This window comes from Sphingomonas cannabina, from assembly GCF_021391395.1.
Lineage (GTDB): Bacteria > Pseudomonadota > Alphaproteobacteria > Sphingomonadales > Sphingomonadaceae > Sphingomonas > Sphingomonas cannabina.
The window spans coordinates 2119948-2138277 of the sequence record NZ_CP090059.1; the positions used below are offsets into that span (position 1 = coordinate 2119948).

The 18330-nt window shown below is 68.2% G+C and carries 19 protein-coding genes; 7 read left to right on the plus strand and 12 right to left on the minus strand.

The annotated features are described in order from the left end of the window. Positions 1-8: 8 nt before the first annotated feature. The 9 genes from LZK98_RS10050 to LZK98_RS10090 all read right to left on the minus strand — a co-directional run bounded on the left by LZK98_RS10050 (position 9) and on the right by LZK98_RS10090 (position 7487). Positions 9-278, minus strand: a complete 270-nt coding sequence (locus LZK98_RS10050; RefSeq protein ID WP_233786409.1) for a DUF6356 family protein — start codon at positions 276-278, stop codon at positions 9-11. Positions 279-317: 39 nt separating this feature from the next. Continuing rightward, positions 318-533, minus strand: a complete 216-nt coding sequence (locus LZK98_RS10055; RefSeq protein WP_233786410.1) for a hypothetical protein — start codon at positions 531-533, stop codon at positions 318-320. 108 nt (positions 534-641) lie between these two features. Beyond that, entirely contained in the window at positions 642-1268 is a 627-nt protein-coding gene (locus LZK98_RS10060) for a hypothetical protein (protein WP_233786411.1), read from the minus strand. Between the two features lie 41 nt (positions 1269-1309). Then, entirely contained in the window at positions 1310-2554 is a 1245-nt protein-coding gene (locus LZK98_RS10065) for an N-succinylarginine dihydrolase (RefSeq protein ID WP_233786412.1), read from the minus strand. Positions 2555-2668: 114 nt separating this feature from the next. Next, positions 2669-3670 carry an arginine N-succinyltransferase gene (locus tag LZK98_RS10070; protein ID WP_233786413.1) on the minus strand — a complete coding sequence of 334 codons (1002 nt, stop codon included), beginning with the start codon at positions 3668-3670 and terminating at the stop codon, positions 2669-2671. After that, positions 3667-4872, minus strand: coding sequence for a hydrolase (locus tag LZK98_RS10075; protein WP_264757872.1), 1206 nt, complete (start codon positions 4870-4872; stop codon positions 3667-3669). The genes LZK98_RS10070 and LZK98_RS10075 overlap by 4 nt, the downstream gene beginning before the upstream one ends. Further along, entirely contained in the window at positions 4869-5789 is a 921-nt protein-coding gene (locus LZK98_RS10080) for a DUF481 domain-containing protein (RefSeq protein WP_233786414.1), read from the minus strand. Before LZK98_RS10080 ends, LZK98_RS10075 begins: the two co-directional genes overlap by 4 nt. Positions 5790-5805: 16 nt before the next feature. Next, positions 5806-6342, minus strand: coding sequence for an RNA pyrophosphohydrolase (locus LZK98_RS10085; RefSeq protein WP_233786415.1), 537 nt, complete (start codon positions 6340-6342; stop codon positions 5806-5808). Between the two features lie 173 nt (positions 6343-6515). Continuing rightward, positions 6516-7487 carry an alpha/beta hydrolase gene (locus LZK98_RS10090; RefSeq protein WP_233786416.1) on the minus strand — a complete coding sequence of 324 codons (972 nt, stop codon included), beginning with the start codon at positions 7485-7487 and terminating at the stop codon, positions 6516-6518. 49 nt (positions 7488-7536) lie between these two features. Between LZK98_RS10090 and LZK98_RS10095 the strand changes: the two genes are divergently transcribed. The 6 genes from LZK98_RS10095 (at position 7537) to LZK98_RS10115 (ending at position 14267) form a co-directional block, all read left to right on the plus strand. Then, positions 7537-8592 carry a histone deacetylase family protein gene (locus tag LZK98_RS10095; protein WP_233786417.1) on the plus strand — a complete coding sequence of 352 codons (1056 nt, stop codon included), beginning with the start codon at positions 7537-7539 and terminating at the stop codon, positions 8590-8592. A 118-nt stretch (positions 8593-8710) separates the two neighbouring features. Next, on the plus strand, positions 8711-10579 hold the full coding sequence (locus tag LZK98_RS10100) for a 2-oxoacid:acceptor oxidoreductase subunit alpha (protein WP_233786418.1): 1869 nt from the start codon (positions 8711-8713) through the stop codon (positions 10577-10579). Continuing rightward, entirely contained in the window at positions 10563-10760 is a 198-nt protein-coding gene (locus tag LZK98_RS20700; protein ID WP_406694141.1) for a CPCC family cysteine-rich protein, read from the plus strand. Before LZK98_RS10100 ends, LZK98_RS20700 begins: the two co-directional genes overlap by 17 nt. Then, positions 10757-11785 (plus strand): 2-oxoacid:ferredoxin oxidoreductase subunit beta, encoded by a 1029-nt coding sequence (locus tag LZK98_RS10105; RefSeq protein WP_233786420.1) that lies wholly within the window; start codon positions 10757-10759, stop codon positions 11783-11785. The genes LZK98_RS20700 and LZK98_RS10105 overlap by 4 nt, the downstream gene beginning before the upstream one ends. A 41-nt stretch (positions 11786-11826) precedes the next feature. After that, the gene (locus LZK98_RS10110; RefSeq protein WP_233786422.1) at positions 11827-13089 is read left to right on the plus strand and encodes an SAM-dependent methyltransferase; all 1263 of its coding nucleotides are present in this window, start codon (positions 11827-11829) and stop codon (positions 13087-13089) included. After that, positions 13089-14267 (plus strand): serine hydrolase domain-containing protein, encoded by a 1179-nt coding sequence (locus LZK98_RS10115; protein WP_233786424.1) that lies wholly within the window; start codon positions 13089-13091, stop codon positions 14265-14267. Before LZK98_RS10110 ends, LZK98_RS10115 begins: the two co-directional genes overlap by 1 nt. A gap of 69 nt (positions 14268-14336) precedes the next feature. Here the strand turns inward: LZK98_RS10115 and LZK98_RS10120 are convergent, their stop codons facing one another. Then, positions 14337-15047, minus strand: a complete 711-nt coding sequence (locus LZK98_RS10120; RefSeq protein ID WP_233786425.1) for an SDR family NAD(P)-dependent oxidoreductase — start codon at positions 15045-15047, stop codon at positions 14337-14339. A 15-nt stretch (positions 15048-15062) separates the two neighbouring features. After that, positions 15063-16520 carry an amidophosphoribosyltransferase gene (gene purF / locus LZK98_RS10125; RefSeq protein WP_233786426.1) on the minus strand — a complete coding sequence of 486 codons (1458 nt, stop codon included), beginning with the start codon at positions 16518-16520 and terminating at the stop codon, positions 15063-15065. A gap of 130 nt (positions 16521-16650) precedes the next feature. Here purF and LZK98_RS10130 point away from each other — a divergent pair, with 130 nt between their 5' ends. Continuing rightward, positions 16651-16902, plus strand: coding sequence for a DUF7218 family protein (locus tag LZK98_RS10130; protein ID WP_233786427.1), 252 nt, complete (start codon positions 16651-16653; stop codon positions 16900-16902). Between the two features lie 84 nt (positions 16903-16986). Here the strand turns inward: LZK98_RS10130 and LZK98_RS10135 are convergent, their stop codons facing one another. Then, positions 16987-18291 carry an MFS transporter gene (locus LZK98_RS10135; RefSeq protein ID WP_233786428.1) on the minus strand — a complete coding sequence of 435 codons (1305 nt, stop codon included), beginning with the start codon at positions 18289-18291 and terminating at the stop codon, positions 16987-16989. Between the last annotated feature and the right edge of the window lie 39 nt (positions 18292-18330).

Consider the following 18330-nt stretch of genomic DNA (forward strand, 5'->3'; position numbering starts at 1 on the left):
CGATACGGTCAGATTTCGTATTCGGGGCGCCAGGTCGGCTCTTCATAGGCCGGGCGGCGCACCCCCGGCTGACGCGACACCATCTCCGAATAGAGCCGCTTGATCGCGCCGCTGCCCGTGCGCGTGAACAGCGCCGGTACCAGCGCATGGACGAAGCAGGCGAGCCCGCCTGCGACCATCGTCAGCCCGAAGCGCGACGCGACGCCGAAATGCTCGGTGTAAGTCTCGCCGACACTTTGCGGGTGCTCGACGAACCAGCGGTGGAGAGGATTGGCCATGGCGGCGATCCTAACGCGCAAGGGGGCGTTTTGAAACCGTCAGCGCCGCGAATGTTCGAGCGAATCGAGGATGCGCGCGCCCGCCATGAACACAGCGATGGGACAGACGGCGAACAACAGCCATCCGCCGGGCCCCGGATATTGGTGGAGATAGTGGATGCCGCGCTCCACTGCGCCGGTGCCGAGGCCGTAGATCACCAGGAACGCCTCGAACTTGGTCTTGATCGTGAACAGGTTCTTGATCCGGCGCCACATGAGCGATGGTTAAGCAAGCTCCGGGCCAGCGGCGGAAATGCGCGATTGCGGGTTAAGGCTTATGGTTACCTGTCAATTCATCCGACAGGCTGCTGGGGGCGCACGGGATCAGCGCCGGCTGTCGACGGCGATCCAGTTGGTTTCCCAGGTCGCCCCGCCGTCGGCCGAATAGGCCTGTTCGAAGCGCGCGGAGTTCGGCGTGACGTCGGAGATCACGAAACGGACGAGGACCGTGCGGTCGTCGACGGTATCCACGCCATAGAAGATTCCTCGCCCCTTTGCGTCGAACGAGCCGGTAACCGGCGGCGTGAGGATGCCGCTGCGGACGTTCGCGAAGTTGAGCGTCCATTGACGCGCCTTCGGGTTGTAGAGCCGAAGCGACGTGCCCTCGATCTTTCCGGCGGCGCCTTCCACCGAAAGCTCGACAAGGTTGGCGCGGCCACCCAGGACCGCCCGGACCTCGCTCGTGCCGCGATACTCGATCCATCGGGTCGATCCGGTCAGCGGTTCCGGCAAATATCGTAACTGGGTTGTCCAGCTTCCGATCTCCCAATCGAAATCATGGCTCCCGTCGCGCGCCTGCGTCGTGGCGGATGGGGCTGTCTGTCCGGTCCCTGGGTCGAGAGGGGCAAGAAGAAAGGCAGCCAAGGCCAGCGCGAGACCTGCGCGCGTCAGCCGTATCTTCACTCGCTTATCGGCCTCGTTCACCGCGATGGCTTGGTAGGTGTCGTTCATCCACATCCTCCCGATCATCATGCGGCGAGCCGTCGCCGGAGCTAGGGCAGTTCGCCGGCGAGCCCCAACGCGTCCAACAATGCCGTCCGCGCGCTCTCGATCTCACGAATCAGCCCCGGATCGCCGATCCGGTCGTAGGGAATCGCCTCGGGCCAATGCGTTTCCACCACGGCGGCGATGCGGTCGAGCTTCGCCGGGTCGACCAGGAACCGCTGGTCGACCGTCGCCGGATCGGCCACGACGCGCAGGCGCAGGCACGCCGGTCCGCCGCCGTTCGCCATCGATTCGCGGACGTCCACCACCTCCAGGCGGCGAATCGGCCCATTGCCGGCGATCATCTCCTGCAGCCACGCCCAGACGCTCGGCGTCTCGCGGGCTTCCGAGGGCAGGATCAGCGCCATGCCGCCCGCGGGCAGCGTCACCAGCTGTGCGTTGAACAGATAGGAGGCGATCGCATCGGCCAGGCTCACCCGGCTCGCCGGCACCTCGACGATCTCGACCTCCGGCAGGCGCGCGCGCAGCTCCGCGTAGAAGCGTTCCTTGTCGGCGAAGGCCAGCTCGTGCGCGAACAGCACCGTCTCGTTGGCGACCGCGACGACGTCGTTGTGGAAGGCGCCGGCGGCGATCGCTTCCTCGCTCTGTTGCACGAACAGCGCCTCGACCCCATGCCGCCGCGCCACCGCCTCGCTCGCCTCGCGGTGCTGGCGGGCAGGGAAGGGGCCGCCCGACAGGCCGTAGACGAATACCTCGACCCCCGTCTCGGCATGGCCGCGGGTGAGCCGCATGTGATTGGCCGCACCTTCGTCGCCGAACGGCGGTGGCACCGGCGGATGCACCGCGAAGGCAGGATCGGCGAAGGCGAGCCGGAGCTGCGCCAGCGTGTCCGGCCATTCATGGCTGCGATGCGGCATCGTCGTGAGGTTGGCGACGGTCAGATGGCAGCGCCCGTCGGCGGTATCAGGCGCGGGCGAGACGGTCGCCGCATTGGCCGCCCACATCGCCGAAGCCGACAGCGCCTGCGCCTGAAGGTGCGGCGCGGCGCGGGCATAGTCGGTGGCGAGGTTCTCCAGCCAGCGATGGTCCGGCCGTGCGTGCGGCAGCAGGATGCCCTGCGCCAGCCCGAGCGCGAGATTGGCGCGCATCTTGGCGATACCCTGGAGCGCTGCGGCACGCGGGTGGGAGGTCGCGCCTGCATTCCTGGTCGCCGCGAGATTGCCGGGGCTGAGGCCGGCGTAGTTGTGGCTGGGCCCGACGATCCCGTCGAAGTTGATCTCGACGATCGCCATCAGTCTTCCTCCGTCATGCCGGACTTGTTCCGGCATCCACGGTTCAGCGAGCCAATCGGCCGATGCAAGTGCGGCTCGGTGGATGCCGGAACAAGTCCGGCATGACGGGTGTGGTCAAACCCGCCCGACATGGCTCACCACCGCGCCCGGCCCGACCTCCAGCGCCTCCGCGCTCTCCGCGTCGATCGTCCCGTCGCCGGCATGGCCCAGGCACGCGCGGAATCCCGCCAGTCGTCCGGTCGCGATCAGCGATGCCTTTCCGCCGGCCGCGACCTCCCGCACCTCCATGTCCACCGCTTCGCGGATCGTGCGCACATTGTCCGTCCGCACGGTCATCGTCGGTCCGCCGTCGAAGATGTCGATATAGTTCTCGAACGCGAATCCCTCGTTCTCCAGCATCCGCATCGCCGCGCGGCCGGAGGGGTGGGGGAGGCCGATCACGCCGCGTGCGCTCTCGGACAGCATTGCGGTGTAGATCGGGTGGCGCGGCATCAGATCGGCGATGAACTGGTTGCCGTGCACCGCATTGAAGGCATCGGCGTCCTGGAAGTTCATCCCGAAGAAGCGCCCCGCCACCCCGTCCCAGAACGGCGAACCGCCCGCCTCGTCGATGATGCCGCGCAACTCCGCCAGCAGCCGGTCGGCGAAGCGGGCACGGTGCGCGCGGATGAACAGGTAGCGGCTGCGCGCCAGCAGCAGCCCGAGCCCGCCCGCGCGCTCGCTCGGGTGAAGGAACAGCCCGCCCACCTCGCTCGCGCCTTCGAGGTCGTTGACGAGGTTCAATATCTCCGAGCGGAAGGTGCGTCCCAGCTCTTCGCTGTGCTTGGTCAGCGTGCCGATGCGATAGCTGTAGAAGGGCCAGCGCTGCCCGACCTGGGTGAAGATCTGGCACGTCCCGCGCACCTCGCCGGTCGCGACGTTCTCGAGCACGAGCACGAACAGCTCGTCGGCGAGGCCGTCGTCCTCGCGCGCGAAGGCGGCATGGCTGCGCTCCAGCTTGGCGGTGAGCGCACCGCGGTCCGGCGGCAGGTTGGTGAAGCCGCCCCCGGTCAGCTTCGCCATTTCGTAGAGCGGCTCGATATCCTCGTCGCGGGCCGCGCGGATGCGGAAGGTCATGGACGACCTTTGTCGGCGATCCGCAAAATGGTCAACGCCGACAGCGCCGCCCGCTCGGCCAGGCTCTCGGGAATCAGGAACTCGTCGGCGGAATGGATCGCGCCGCCGCGCACGCCCATCGTATCGACCACCGGCACCCCGCAGGCGGCGATGTTGTTGCCGTCGCACACGCCGCCGGTCGCCTTCCAGCCGATGGCGAGCCCCAGATCGGCGCCGACCTCCCGCACCAGCGCGAACAGTCGCTCCGCGCCCGCATCGACCGGCTTCGGCGGTCGGTTGAAGCTGCCGTGCACCTCGATCCGCACGTCGTGCTCGCGCGCCACCGCGGACACCGCGGCATCGATCACCGCCTGCGCCCGCGCGATCTCCTCGCGCGAGGCAGGGCGGAAATTGACCCGCAGCACGGCCAGCTCCGGCACGACGTTGTTCGGCCCGCCGCCGTCGATCCGCGCCGGATTGACCGCCAACCCCGGCCCCTTCGCCGCTGCCAGCCTGACCGCCAGGTCGGAGGCCGCGACGATCGCATTGCGCCCGTCCTCGGGATTGCGCCCGGCATGGGCGCTCCGCCCACGCACCACGATCGAGAAATTGCCGGTCCCGCCGCGCGCGCCGGCCAGCGTCCCGTCGGCCAGCGCCGGCTCATAGGTGAGCGCCGCCACCTTCCCCTGCGCCGCCGCGGTGATGAGGGCGGCGGAGGAGAAGCTCCCAGTTTCCTCGTCCGAATTGATCACCACCTCATAGCCGAGCCGTGGCGTTCCCACTGCTTCGACCGCCTCGAGCGCGGCGAGCAACAGCGCCAGCCCGCCCTTCATGTCGGCGACGCCCGGCCCGTTGATCCGCCCGTCGGGAAGCTCGGTCACCGCCTGGAACGGATGATCGATCGGATAGACCGTATCCATGTGACCGGTGAACAGCATCTGCACCGGCGCCTCGGGCCGCACGATGAGATGGAGGTGCCGCCCGTGCGCGATCGGCTCGACGCGGCCGCCTGCGGTCACCCGCTCGGCCGGCGCCGGATCGATCAACCGGCACGTCCCCGGCAGTGCGCCAAAAGCGCCGACAAGCCGCTCCGCCATCTCGGCGAGCCCCGCAAGGTTGCCCGTCCCGCTGTTCACTCCCGCCCAGGCGAGCGTGTTCGCCAGCATCGGTGCCTCGCGAACATGCGCGATCGCGTCACGCTCGCGGGCGCCCGGCGCGCTCAAAACGAATAGACCAGCGAGGCGCGGCTGGTGGTGCCGGTGCTGGCTTGTCCCTCCGGCGGCTTGCTTTCGTACGCGATGTCATAGGACAGCTGCGCCGACACCGGTCCGAACAGCCGCGCCGACAGCGCGGTGCGGCCGGTGAACGTGCTGTTCGCGCTCTGGAGATAGGCGGCCGCGTCCTGCGTCAGCCGTACCCCGGGCGCAAACGTCCAGCCGAACCGCGCCGTCCCGCGCGCGGCGAGGTTGCTCTCCAGCGTCTCGTCGGTGAAGCGCGTGTAGCGATAGGCGGGGCCGAGCTCGAGATCGAGGCTGACGCTGGACGACTTGATCGCGCTGTAGCCGGCACCGACCGAGGCCGAATAGCGCTCGAAATAGCCGAGGTAGCGGTCGCTCTCGAACTGCGCCGCGCCGTAGATGTAGGCGCGGTCGTCGATCTTATAGTTGGGCTCGAACGCCGCGAGGTAATGTTCGCGGCTCTTGACGCCGTTGCTCTCCTGATACTCGGCGAGCAGCGCGAGCCGGTGGCGCCAGCGATAGCCCTCACGCGTCAGGTTGGCGTTCACGGTGACGCCGCCGTTGTTGGAATTGCCGGTGGAATAGAAGCCGCCGACCTCGATCCGCCCCTTGAGCAGCGTCAGGAAATCGGACGTGCGCAGCTTCTCGGTCGCCGCCTCGCGCCGCGCCGTGCGCCATTTCGAGGTGATCTCCGCGATTTCGCGCGCATTCTCCGGAGAGGCGTTGCGTGCATATTTCTCGACCGTCGCGACCTCGCTCTCATTGCCCGATTCCATCGCGGCCTGGAGCATCGCGCGGATCACCGGCGGGATATCGTCGCTGTCGAGGACGCCAGGTGCCGGCGCATCAGGCGCATTGCCGAGCATCAGCAGCGCCGCGAGGGGGAGGAGCACGCTTCGCATCGTCCCGCCCATAGCGTCAGCGGGCGCTCGACGTCACCCCCTGGTGCGATGAGCCGTCCACACGGCCGCCGTGCCGCGTCAGCGGATCGGCGAAGGCCTCGAGCACGGACTCGTAGAGCGCCTTCTTGAACGGCACGATCATCGCGGGCAGGTCGGCGGGATCGGCCCATTTCCAGGCGCGGAATTCGGGATGGGCGGTGGCGATGTTCACGTCCGCATCCTCGCCGGTGAAGGCGAACAGGAACCAGCGCTGCCGCTGGCCGCGCCATTTGCCCTTCCAGATCTTGCCGATCAGGTCGTCGGGCAGGTCGTACTGCAACTCCTCGGGCGCCTCGGCGATCAGCTGGAGATGCTCGGGTGCGATTCCCGTTTCCTCGCCGACCTCGCGGATCGCCGCGGCCAGCGCGTCCTCGCCGGGGTCGATTCCGCCCTGAGGCATCTGCCAGGCCTCGAGCGTCGAATCGAGCCGCTGTCCGACGAACACCTTGCCGTCGCGGTTGACCAGCATCACGCCCGCGCATGGACGGTAAGGGAGGGATTTGGGATCGGTCATGGTCGCCGCCTTAGGATGATCCGGCATCCAAGTGAACGCATCACGTCGACACGCACCACCGTCACCCCCGCCTTGTGCCGGGGTCCACTGCTCCTCAATGGCAATGCTAAAACCTCTTGACCGGTAGTTGCGGCATGGTGGACCCCGGCACAAGGCCGGGGTGACGGTGGCGATTAAGCCGCCTCCGCCATCACCCGCTGTCCCTCGGCTTCGACGATCACCGCCTTCGCCGCCGCCAGGAACCCCGCCACGTCCCCCTGGCTCGACGGAATCACCTTCCTGAGCGTCACGAAGCCATGGATATTTCCTGCAGCCTCGCGAAACACCACGGGCACCCCCGCCTCGACCAGCCTGGCGGCATAAGCACGGCCCTGGTCGCGGATCGGATCGAGGCCGGCAGTCATCACCACCGCCGGCGGCAGGCCGGCGAGCTCGGCGTTGAGCGGCGAGGCGCGATGATGCCCCGCATCGGGCGCGTAGCTCTCGGTGAACCAGGTCATCGACTCATGCGTCAGCAGCCGGCCTTCGCTGAACGCCGCATAGGAGGGATAGTCGCGCGTATAATCCGTCGCCGGATAGATCGGCAGCTGCGCGATCACCGGCACCGCCGCGGGCCTATCGCGCAGATCGAGCGCGACGACGATGGTGAGGTTGCCGCCGGCGCTGTCGCCGCACAGCACCAGCCCGGTGACGGCGCGGCCGAGCTCGGCCGGGCTCCCCGCCACCCAGCGCGCCGCCGCCTCGGCATCGTCGGGTGCCGCCGGCCAGGGATGCTCGGGCCCCAGCCGATAGTCGACCGCCACCACCGGCAGGTCGAGCGTGCGCGCGATCTCTGCGCAGAAGCTGGCGTGGGTGTCGAGGTCGCCGATGGTGAACCCGCCGCCGTGGAAGAACACTACCGCCGGCCCAGGCTCTCGGCTCGCGCGCGCATCGAACAGGCGGGCGGGAATGTCGCCAGCCGGTCCCGGGATGCCGAGGTCCTTGATCACGGCGAGCTCGCCCACCGGCGGATCGGTGACGTCCTTCATCGCGACGAACAGCTGCCGCGCCGCCGGCGCGCCGACCTCGTGCATCTTCGGGCCCGGCAGGTTGTTGAGATAGGTCAGGAACTGCGCGACGTCCGGGCGGGTAAAGATTTCGGTCACGATGCGGCTCTCCTTGGATCGGCGGCTTTTCGAAACTAGGTTATGCCGGATGATCGCGATCGTCCATCACCCGCGCTATGTCGCGCCCGCGCCGCCGCGCTCCACCTATCAGTGGAACAAGAACGGCCTGGTCCGCGACCTGCTTCGTGCCGAGGGCGACGCGATCGAGTGGTTCGCTCCCGATCCGATGCCGCGCGCCTGGATCGAGGCGGTGCACGATCCCGATTACGTCGCCGAGGTGGTCGAAGCGCGCGTGCCCCGCGACAAGGAACGCCGCATCGGCTTCCAGGTCACGCCGGAGGTGGCGCGGCGGGCGGTGGTGGTGCCGGGGGGCACCTATCTCGCGGCCCGGCTGGCGATGGAGCGGGGCTATGCCGCCAACAGCGCCGGCGGCAGCCATCATGCGCTCGCCAATACCGGGGCCGGCTTCTGTATCTTCAACGATCTCGCCATCGCCGCGGCCCGGTTGGCGGAGGAGGGGCATCGCGTCCTGATCGTCGACTGCGACGTCCACCAGGGCGACGGCACCGCCGCGCTGATGGCGGGGCGGCACGACGTCGCCACCTATTCGATCCACGCCGAGAAGAATTTCCCGGTGCGCAAGGCGCGTTCGACGCTCGACGTGGGATTGCCGGACGGGACGGGTGACGAGGCTTATCTGGATGCCCTCGCCGAGACGCTGCCGCCGCTGGTCGACGCATTCGGACCGGATATCGTGCTCTACCAGGCCGGCGTCGATCCGTGGGAAGGCGACCGCCTCGGCCGCCTCGGCCTGACGCGCGAGGGCCTGGTCCGCCGCGACCGCTGGATCGCCCGCCTGTTCCGCGACCGCCGCCTGCCCCTCGCGAGCGCGCTCGGCGGCGGCTACGGCGAGGACGCGATGGAAGTCGCCGAACGCCACGTCGCGTCGATCCTGGCGTTGGGTGGGGAGTACGGAAAAGCTCCTCCCCGGCACGGGGAGGGGGACCATTCGCGTCAGCGAATGGTGGAGGGGGCTCCGCCACGAGCGATGCACCGAGTTGAGGGCCCCCTCCACCACCGGCTTGCGGCCGGCGGTCCCCCTCCCCGTGCCGGGGAGGAACCAAGCCCCGCCATGGAGCGATGACTCTTCCCCCAGCCAAAAGAACTGGTTGCAACCGCTACCCATCATTCTACCTTGGATGGTCGGAACGCAGGAGCATAGAAGGCCCGCGCAAGGCAGTTACCGCAGGACATTCGTTTACATGGCCACAGCCGCCCATCTGCTGACGCCCGAGGAGGCGTCGGCGAACCCGCCGCCCGAGGCGATCGTCGTCCGTTTCGCCGGCGACAGCGGTGACGGGATGCAGCTCACCGGCGGGCAGTTCACCCTGTCGACCGCGCTCGCCGGCAACGATCTTGCCACCTTCCCGGATTTCCCCGCCGAGATTCGCGCGCCGCAGGGCACGCTGTTCGGCGTGTCGGCATTCCAGATCAACTTCGGCTCGGCCTCGATCGAGACCGCGGGCGACGCCCCCGACGTGCTGGTGGCGATGAACCCGGCGGCGCTGCACGTGAACGTCAACGACCTCAAGCCCGGCGGGCTGATCATCGCGGACGAGGGCGAGTTCAACGAGCGCAACCTCGCCAAGGCCAAGTACGACGCCAATCCGCTCGAGGACGACAGCCTCGCCAAGTGGCAGCTGCTGAAGCTCAACATCTCGCAGCTCACCCTCGACGCCGTGAAGCCGTTCGGCCTCGGCAACAAGGAGGCGCTGCGCTGCAAGAACATGTGGACGCTCGGCCTGGCGCTGTGGATGTTCGACCGCGACCGTCAGCCGATCGTCGATTGGCTCAAGGCCAAGTTCGCCAAGGCGCCGGAGCTCGCCGAGGCGAACATCGCCGCGCTCAACGCCGGCCACGCCTATGGCGAGACCGCCGAGCTCGGCGGGCAGATGGGCCAGCTCCACGTCCCGGCGGCACCGGCCGAGCCCGGCCTCTACCGCACCGTGACCGGCGCCGAGGCGATCTCGCTCGGCCTGGTGGCGGGGACGCAGCTCGCGGGACTGCCGATGTTCTTCGGCGGCTATCCGATCACCCCGGCCTCGGCGATCCTGCATCACCTGTCGCGCCTCAAGGAATATGGCGTCACCACCTTCCAGGCCGAGGACGAGATCGCCGCGGTCGCCGCGTCGCTAGGCGCGTCCTATGCCGGCCAGCTTGGCGTCACCTCCTCCTCGGGGCCGGGCATCGCGCTCAAAGGCGAGGCGATCGGCCTCGCGATCATGACCGAGCTGCCGCTGGTGATCGTCAACTCGCAGCGCGGCGGCCCTTCGACCGGCCTGCCGACCAAGACCGAGCAGTCGGACCTCTACCAGGCGGTCTATGGCCGCAACGGCGACGCGCCGATGCCGGTGATCGCGGCGCGCTCGCCCGCCGACGCCTTCGAGTGCGCGATCGAGGCGTGCCGCATCGCGACGCAGTATATGACGCCGGTGATGCTGCTCACCGACGGCTATATCGCCAATGCCGCCGAGCCGTGGAAAGTCCCCGATATCAGCGCGTTCGAGGCATTTCCGGTAACCTTCTTGGAAGAGGCGCCGGCGGAAGGCTTCCAGCCCTACGCCCGCGACGACAAGCTCGCGCGGCCGTGGGTCAAGCCCGGCACGCCGGGTCTGCTCCACCGCATCGGCGGCATCGAGAAGAAGGCGGGCACCGGCAACATCGATTACTCGCCCGCCAACCATCAGCAGATGACCGAGCTCCGCCGCGACAAGGTCGCCGGCATCCGCGTGCCCGACCAGGAGGTGACGCTCGGCGAGGCGGGCGGCAAGCTTGCCGTGGTCGGCTGGGGCTCGACCTTCGGCCCGATCCACCAGGCGGTGCGGCGGGCGCGGAAGAAGGGGCTCGACGTCAGCCACGTCCATCTGCGCCACATCTGGCCGATGCCGAAGAATCTCGGCGATCTGCTGAAGGGTTACGAGAAGGTCCTGGTGCCGGAAATGAACACCGGCCAGCTCAAGACCGTGCTCCGCGACCAGTATCTCGTCGATGCCCGTCCGCTCAACAAGGTCTCCGGCCAGCCCTTCCGCATCGCCGAGATCGAGGCCGCGATCGATGCTGCTCTTGGCTGAAATCAGCTGCCCGGTTTGCGGAAAGACCGCGTTGGAGGACGGCGACTACGCCATCTGCGATGTCTGCGGTTGGGAAAATGACCCTTCGCAGATCGAACATCCGCGGATGTCGGGTGCGAACCAGATGTCCTTGACCGATGCGCGCGTCCATTGGCGCGCAACAGGAAAGCAAGTCCGATGAACGACATGACCCCGATCGCGAAGAGCTCCCCCAAGGACTGGGAGAGCGACCAGGAGGTCCGCTGGTGCCCCGGCTGTGGCGACTATGCGATCCTGAAGGCGGTCCAGCGCACCATGCCGGAGCTGGGCGTGAAGCCCGAGAACACCGTGTTCGTCTCCGGCATCGGCTGCTCCAGCCGCTTTCCCTATTACATGGAGACTTACGGCTTCCACACCATCCACGGCCGCGCCTGCGCCGTGGCGACGGGAGTGAAGCTGGCGAACCCGGACCTCGACGTGTGGATCATCACCGGCGATGGCGACGCGCTATCGATCGGCGGCAACCACACGATGCACCTGCTGCGCCGCAACCTCGACTGCCAGCTGCTGCTGTTCAACAACGAGATCTACGGTCTGACCAAGGGTCAATATTCGCCGACGTCGCGGGTCGGCACCCGCAGCCCCTCGACCCCGTTCGGCTCGGTCGACCGTCCGGCGAGCCCCTGCGCCTTCGCGCTCGGATCGGGTGCGCGGTTCATCGCGCGCGGCATCGACGTCCACAAGAACCTGCCGGCGGTGCTGAAGGCCGCCCATGCCCACAAGGGCGCGGCGTTCGTCGAGATCTTCCAGAACTGCATCGTCTACAACGACGACGTCTTCGCGCCCTTCACCGAGAAGGCCAATGCGGCCGGCAGCCAGCTGTGGGTCGAACACGGCAAGCCTTTGCTGTTCGCCGGCGGCACCAAGGGGCTGGCGCTCGACCGCGAGCGGCTGGCGCTCAAGGTGGTCGACGTGGTGGATGGCGACGTGTCGGAGGTGCTGGTCCACGACCAGACCAGCCGCATGATCGCGCATCTGCTGGTCGAGATGCCGTTCGGGCCGTTCCCGATGGCGCTCGGCGTGCTCTACGACGATCCCGCGCCGACCTTCGAGAGCGCGGTGGTCGCCCAGAACCGCCAGGCCAGCGAAGGCAAGACCGCCGATCTCCAGAAGCTGCTCTCGCAAGGCCAGACATGGATGGTCGAGAAGGAACCGCATCCGCTCTGAGAACGCTTGCGTAACGGCCGCCGACGTGCATTGAAGGCATGATGGACGCGCCGGTGCGGAACAGGGGCCGACGGCCCGGCGGACCACGCCGGACGGCCGTGGGCGGCGCCGGCGGCGGATGGCTCGCGCCGTTCACGCCGCTGTTCCACAAGCTGCTCGACCGCATCGACGCCGGCCTGACGCAGGGCGCGATCGAGGCGACCCTGCCCGACGGCAGCCGCCGCCTGCTCGGCGGACGCGGCGCGGGGCCGGTGGCTGTGGTTGCGATCGCCAGCTGGAACGCCTTGTCGCGCCTCGCCACCGGCGGCTCGGCAGGCTGGTACGAGGCCTGGGCTGCCGCCGAATGGTCGAGCCCCGATCCGGTGCCGCTGTTCACGCTGTTCATGCTCAACCGGCACACGCTGGGGGAGGCGGGGCGCGCGTCGGGCTGGAGCAAATGGCTCCGCCGGATGGCCCACCGCCTCCGCCGCAACGACCGCGCCGGATCGCGCCGCAATATCGCCTACCACTACGACCTGGGAAACGACTTCTATACGCCCTGGCTCGACGCGAGCATGACCTATTCGAGCGCGCTGTTCACCTCCCCCGGCATGACGTTGGAAGAGGCGCAGGCGGCGAAGCTGGAGTCGGTCTTTGCCCGCACGGGCACCAGGCCCGGCGATACGATCCTCGAGATCGGCTCGGGCTGGGGTTCCTTCGCCGAGCTTGCGGCGCGGCATGGTGTCAAGGTGCACGGCATCACCCTCTCGACCGAGCAGCGCGACTATGCCGAGGCGCGGCTGGCGGGCTTCCCGGACACCCGCTTCACCCTCACCGACTATCGCGACGTCGCCGGCACCTATGACGCGGTGGCCAGCATCGAGATGGTCGAGGCGGTCGGGCGCGAATATTGGCGTGACTATCTCGCCGCCATCGCCCGTGCGCTGAAGCCGGGTGGGCGCGCCGCGATCCAGCTCATCTCGATGGATGAGGCGATCTTCGAGAACTACGCCCGCAACGTCGATTTCATCCAGACCTATATCTTCCCCGGCGGCCTGCTGATCTGCGAGCCCGAGTTCCGCGGCATCGCCGAGAGCGTCGGCTTGGCGTGGCGCGACCGCCAGGGTTTCGGTCTGAGCTATGCCGAGACGCTGCGGCTGTGGCGCGAGCGGTTCGACCGCGCGGCGGCGGAGGGGCGGCTGCCGGCCGAGTTCGACGACCGCTTCCTCGACCTGTGGCGCTATTACCTCATGTATTGCGAAGGCGGCTTCCGGGGGGGCGGGATCGACGTCGCGCAGGTGACATTGGTGAAGGAGGGGGGATGATGCGCCGGATAATTGCCGCAGCGCTGCTGGCGTTGGCCGGCTGCGCGACCACGCAGGCGGCGCAGGTCGAGAGCGCCGGCCCCGCCGTCACCGCGGGCAATGCCGCCGGCCTGCGCAAGGTCGGCGCCGCGGTGCTGTTCTGGAGCCAGGCCGAGCGCGACGCCAATTTCCCGGCGATGGAGAAGCTGTTCCCCGGCCATGTCGTGAAAGCCGGGCGCAAGGTCCATCCGCTCCCCGCCGGCACGCCGCTGGCGATCCCGGCCGCCGAGGTCGACGCCTATATCGCCGCGCAGAACGTCGCCGGTCTGATCGTGCTCCAGGACGGCAAGGTGCGCCTGGAGCGCTATGCCCGTGGGCTCACGCCCGAGGGGCGCTGGACCAGTTTCTCGGTCGCCAAGTCCTTCACCTCGACCCTGGTCGGTGCGGCGCTCAAGGACGGCAAGATCAGGTCGCTCGACGATCCGGTGACCCGCTATGTCCCCGAACTTGCCGGCAGCGGCTATGATGGGGTCACGGTCAAGCAGCTGCTGACGATGACCTCCGGCGTGCGCTGGAACGAGGATTACACCGACCCCAAGTCCGACGTCGCCCGCATGTTCACGCTCGACGTGCCGGCGGGCACCGATCCGACCGTCGCCTATATGCGCACGCTGCCGCGCGCCGATCCGCCGGGGACGAAATGGATCTACAAGACCGGAGAGACCAACCTGATCGGCGTGGTCGTCGCCCGCGCCGTGGGCAAGCCGCTCGCCGCCTATCTCTCGGAGAAGGTGTGGCGGCGCTACGGGATGGAGCGCGACGCCTTCTGGATGGTCGACCAGAGCGGGCACGAGGTGAGCGGCTGCTGCCTGTCGGTGTCGCTGCGCGACTATGCGCGGATGGGGCAGTTCGTGCTGGAGGGCGGGCACGGGGCGGTGCCTCCCGCCTGGTTCGCCGACGCGACTGCCAGCCATGCCGACATCGGGCGCGGCCCTGGCTATGGCTATGGATATCAATGGTGGACCTATCCCGAGGGGCGGTTCGGGGCGGTCGGCATCTTCGGGCAGTCGATCACGATCGATCCGGCGAAGAAGCTGGTGATCGTCCAGCTTTCCGCCTGGCCGCAGGCGACCGGCAAGGATCTGTCGGCGGCGCGGGCGGCGTTCCAGGCCAGGCTGATCGCGGTGGCCAGCCGGTAAGCCTCCGTTCGTGTCGAGCGAAGTCGAGACACATTGTCCCTCGACTTCGCTCGGAACGAACGGAAGGGGTTAGTCGACTCGAATGAACGCGCCGGTCTCGAAGTCCGCGACCAGCAGGGCGACGATCCGGTTCGCCACCACCTCGGGCTCCTTCACGCTCGCCGGGTCCTCGCCGGGATAGGCGCGGGCGCGCATCTTGGTGCGGGTGGCGCCGGGATTGACCAGTGCGACACGGGTCGACGAGAGGTGGCGGACCTCCTCGCCGTAGCTCAGCAGCAGGTTTTCGAACGCGGCCTTGGAGGCGCCGTACAGGCCCCAATAGGCGCGCGGCTCGCGGCCGACGGTGGAGGTGAGGCCGATCACGCGGCCCTGCTTCGACGCCTTGAGCAGCGGGTCGAACGCGCCGAGCAGCGCCGCCTGGGCGCTGACGTTGAGCGTCATCACCTTGGCGAATTCCTTGGGATCGAAGGCGGGGACGGGGCCCAGCGTCCCCAGCGCCGCCGCATTCAGCACGAGGATGTTGAGCGCCGGCCAGCGCTCGCGGATCGCGGCGGCGAGGCGGGGGATGCCGTCGCTTTCGGTGAGGTCGAGCGGCGCGATGGTGGCGGTGCCGCCTGCGGCGTCGATCGCCTCCTCGACTTCCTCCAGCCCGCCGGCGGTGCGGGCGGTGAGGATGACATGGGCGCCGGCCCGGGCGAGCGCGATCGCGGTGGCGGCGCCGATGCCGCGGCTCGCGCCAGTGACGAGCGCGACGCGCTCCTGAAGCGGTGTGTTGGTCATGGCGTGATAGTGGGACTAGCCCACCCGCTCCTCGAGCAGCGCGAACTGGTCGATCGGGGCGCTTTCGTCTTGGTCGGTGAGGGTGGTGGGATAGTCGCCCGTGAAGCAGGCGTCGCAATAGCCGGGATGGACCCGCGGCCGGCCGTCTTGCCCCAGCGCCTTGTAGAGCCCGTCGATGCTGACGAAGGCGAGGCTGTCGGCGTGGATGTAGGTCCGCATCGCCTCGAGATCGTGGGTCGCGGCGAGCAGCTTCGAGCGTTCCGGCGTGTCGACCCCGTAGAAGCAGCTGTGCCGGGTCGGCGGCGAGGCGATGCGCATGTGCACCTCGGCGGCGCCGGCATCGCGCATCATCTGCACGATCTTGAGGCTGGTCGTGCCCCGCACGATCGAATCGTCGATGAGGACGATGCGCTTGCCCTGGATCAGCGCGCGGTTGGCATTGTGCTTGAGCTTGACGCCGAGGTGGCGGATCTGGTCGCCCGGCTGGATGAACGTGCGGCCGACATAGTGCGAGCGGATGATGCCGAGCTCGAAAGGGATGCCCGACTGCTGGGCATAGCCGATCGCCGCGGGCACGCCCGAATCGGGCACCGGGATGACGAGGTCGGCATCGACCGGATTCTCGATCGCGAGCTGCGCGCCGATCGCCTTGCGCACGTCGTAGACCGAACGGTCCTCGGCGATCGAATCGGGCCGCGAGAAATAGACCCATTCGAAGATGCACGGCCGCGCCGCGAGCGGGGCGAAGGGACGATGCGAGGCGATCTCGCTGCCCTTGACGATCACCAGCTCGCCCGGCTCCACGGCGCGGACGAACTCGGCGCCGACCACGTCGAGCGCGACCGTCTCCGACGCGAAGATCACGGTGTCGCCGAGCTTGCCCATCACCAGCGGGCGGATGCCGAGCGGATCGCGGCAGGCGATCATGCCCTCGGCGGTCATGCAGATCAGCGAATAGGCGCCCTCGAGCTGCTTCAGCGCGTCGATGAACCGGTCGATCAGCGTGCGGTAGCTGGAGGTGGCGACGAGGTGGATGATCACCTCGGTATCCGAGGTCGACTGGAAGATCGATCCGCTGCGGACGAGATCGCGCCTCAGGCGCATCGCGTTGGAGATGTTGCCGTTGTGCGCCACCGCGAAGCCGCCGCTCTGGAGCTCGGCATAGAGCGGCTGGACGTTCCTTAGCGCCGTTTCGCCGGTGGTCGAGTAGCGGACATGGCCGCAGGCGACGCCGCCCGGCAGCGCCCGCATCACCTCGTCACGGTCGAAGTTGCCGGCGACATGCCCCATCGCGCGATGGGTATGGAAGCCGTGACCGTCAAAGCTGGTGATGCCGGCGGCCTCCTGGCCGCGGTGCTGGAGCGCATGGAGGCCGAGCGCGACCAGCGCGGCTGCGCCGTCGGCTCCGGAAACGCCAAAAATCCCACACTCCTCACGGAGGTGGTCGTCATCGAATGGGTGCGTGGTGAGCATCATTTCCCGCGCGGGCTGTGTTCGGAACGCCATATAGGGTGGCCGTTGCGGTTTGTCGCCTGTTTGTCATCATTTGCTGAACCAGGGCCGGCGCACGGGCGTTTTTGCTGGGCATCGAAGGAGATCGGACATGCCAGGCAAGGACCACGGATCGCAGATCAAGGACGACAAGCTTTACGAGAAGCTGCGCAGCGAGGGCGAATCGAAGGAGAAGGCGGCGCGCATCGCCAATGCGAAGGCCGGCCATTCGCTCGACCACCGGTCGACCCACCTCGAGGACCGCAGCAAGGAGGACCTCTACGACGAGGCCAAGGAGATCGGCATCGAAGGCCGGTCGAAGATGGACAAGAAGGAGCTGATCGACGCGATCCGCAACCACTGACCGGCGGACGAAGGCGGGACGCGGGCGAGCGGATCGTCGCCTCCCGGCAGCAGCGAATCGCTTGTCGACGGCGTAGCCGCATTCTCATGATGGATCGCCATGCGCGGCGGGCAGTCGTCGCTCGACGAACATCACGCCGCCCGCGACCGCCACCAATGCGCCGGCTAGGAACAGCATCGGTACCAGCTTGCTATCGCTTGCGGTCGCAATGGCCGGAACCAATGCCTGTGCGGCGAAACCGCCCAGATTTCCGACCGAGTTGATCGCGGCGAAACCTGCGGCTGCCCCGGCTCCCGTGAGGAAGCGTGGCGGGAGGGTCCAGAAGATCGGCTGGCCGGCGAAGATCGCCGCCGCGGCGACGCAGAGCATTGCGAACTTGAGTACGAAGCCGGGGAGCAGGACGCACAGGACGAGCGCGAGCGCGCCGATCAGCGGCGGCACGATGATGTGCCAGCGCTGATCCGAGTGCCGGGCGGCATGTCGGGGAACCAGCCAGAGCGCTGCGCCGACCACGATCCACAGCAGCGCGTTGAGAAGGCCGTTCGCCGTATTGGAGACCCCGAAATCGCGGACGATCGTCGGCAACCAGTAGCTCAGCCCATAGGCCGCGAGCGGAAGGCCGAAGAAGGTGATGCAGAGCATCGCCACGCGGCGGTCGGCGAGCGAGGCAAGTCCATGGGCGTGCTTGCCGGTCGGCACCTTGGCGTGTTCCGCCGCCAGTTCCGCGGCCAGCCAGGCCTTGTGTCGTCCGCTCAGCCACCGTGCCCGTTCGGGGTGGCTGGGCAGGATCAAATAGACGGCCGGGGCCAAGGCGATCGCCGGCAGGCCGGTCACGATGAAGACCCATTGCCATCCCCGCAGGCCCGCGACGCCGTCGAGATCGAGAAGGACTCCTCCGAGTGCCGCCCCCACCGCGTTGGCGACCGCGCTGGCGATCATGAACATGCCGATCGCTCGCCCGCGATAGCGAGCGGGAAACCAGAGCGTGAGGGCATAGAGCACGCCGGGAAACAGCCCGGCCTCGGCTGCTCCGAGCAGAAAGCGCAGCAGGTAGAAGACCCAGCCGCTGGACGTGAAGGCGAGGAGAACCGTGACGGCGCCCCAACTCGCCATGATGCGGGCGAACCATGCCCCTGCGCCGACCCGGGCGAGTATGAGGTTGCTCGGTACCTCGAACAGGAAATAGCCGATGAAGAACAGTGAGGCGCCAAGTCCGAACGCCGCTTCGCTGAGGCCCAGATCCTGCGCCATCTGGAGCTTCGCGAACGAGACGTTCTGGCGATCGATATAGGCGATCAGGTAGACGAGGCCGAGGAGCGGGAGCAGCCGCCAGGAGATGATACGGACGGCGGCGTCTGCGGTGTCCTCTGCAGCTTGCCGCTTCGTCATGAAGGGCTTGATATAGGCGGGCAGGGTTGAGGTCCATGG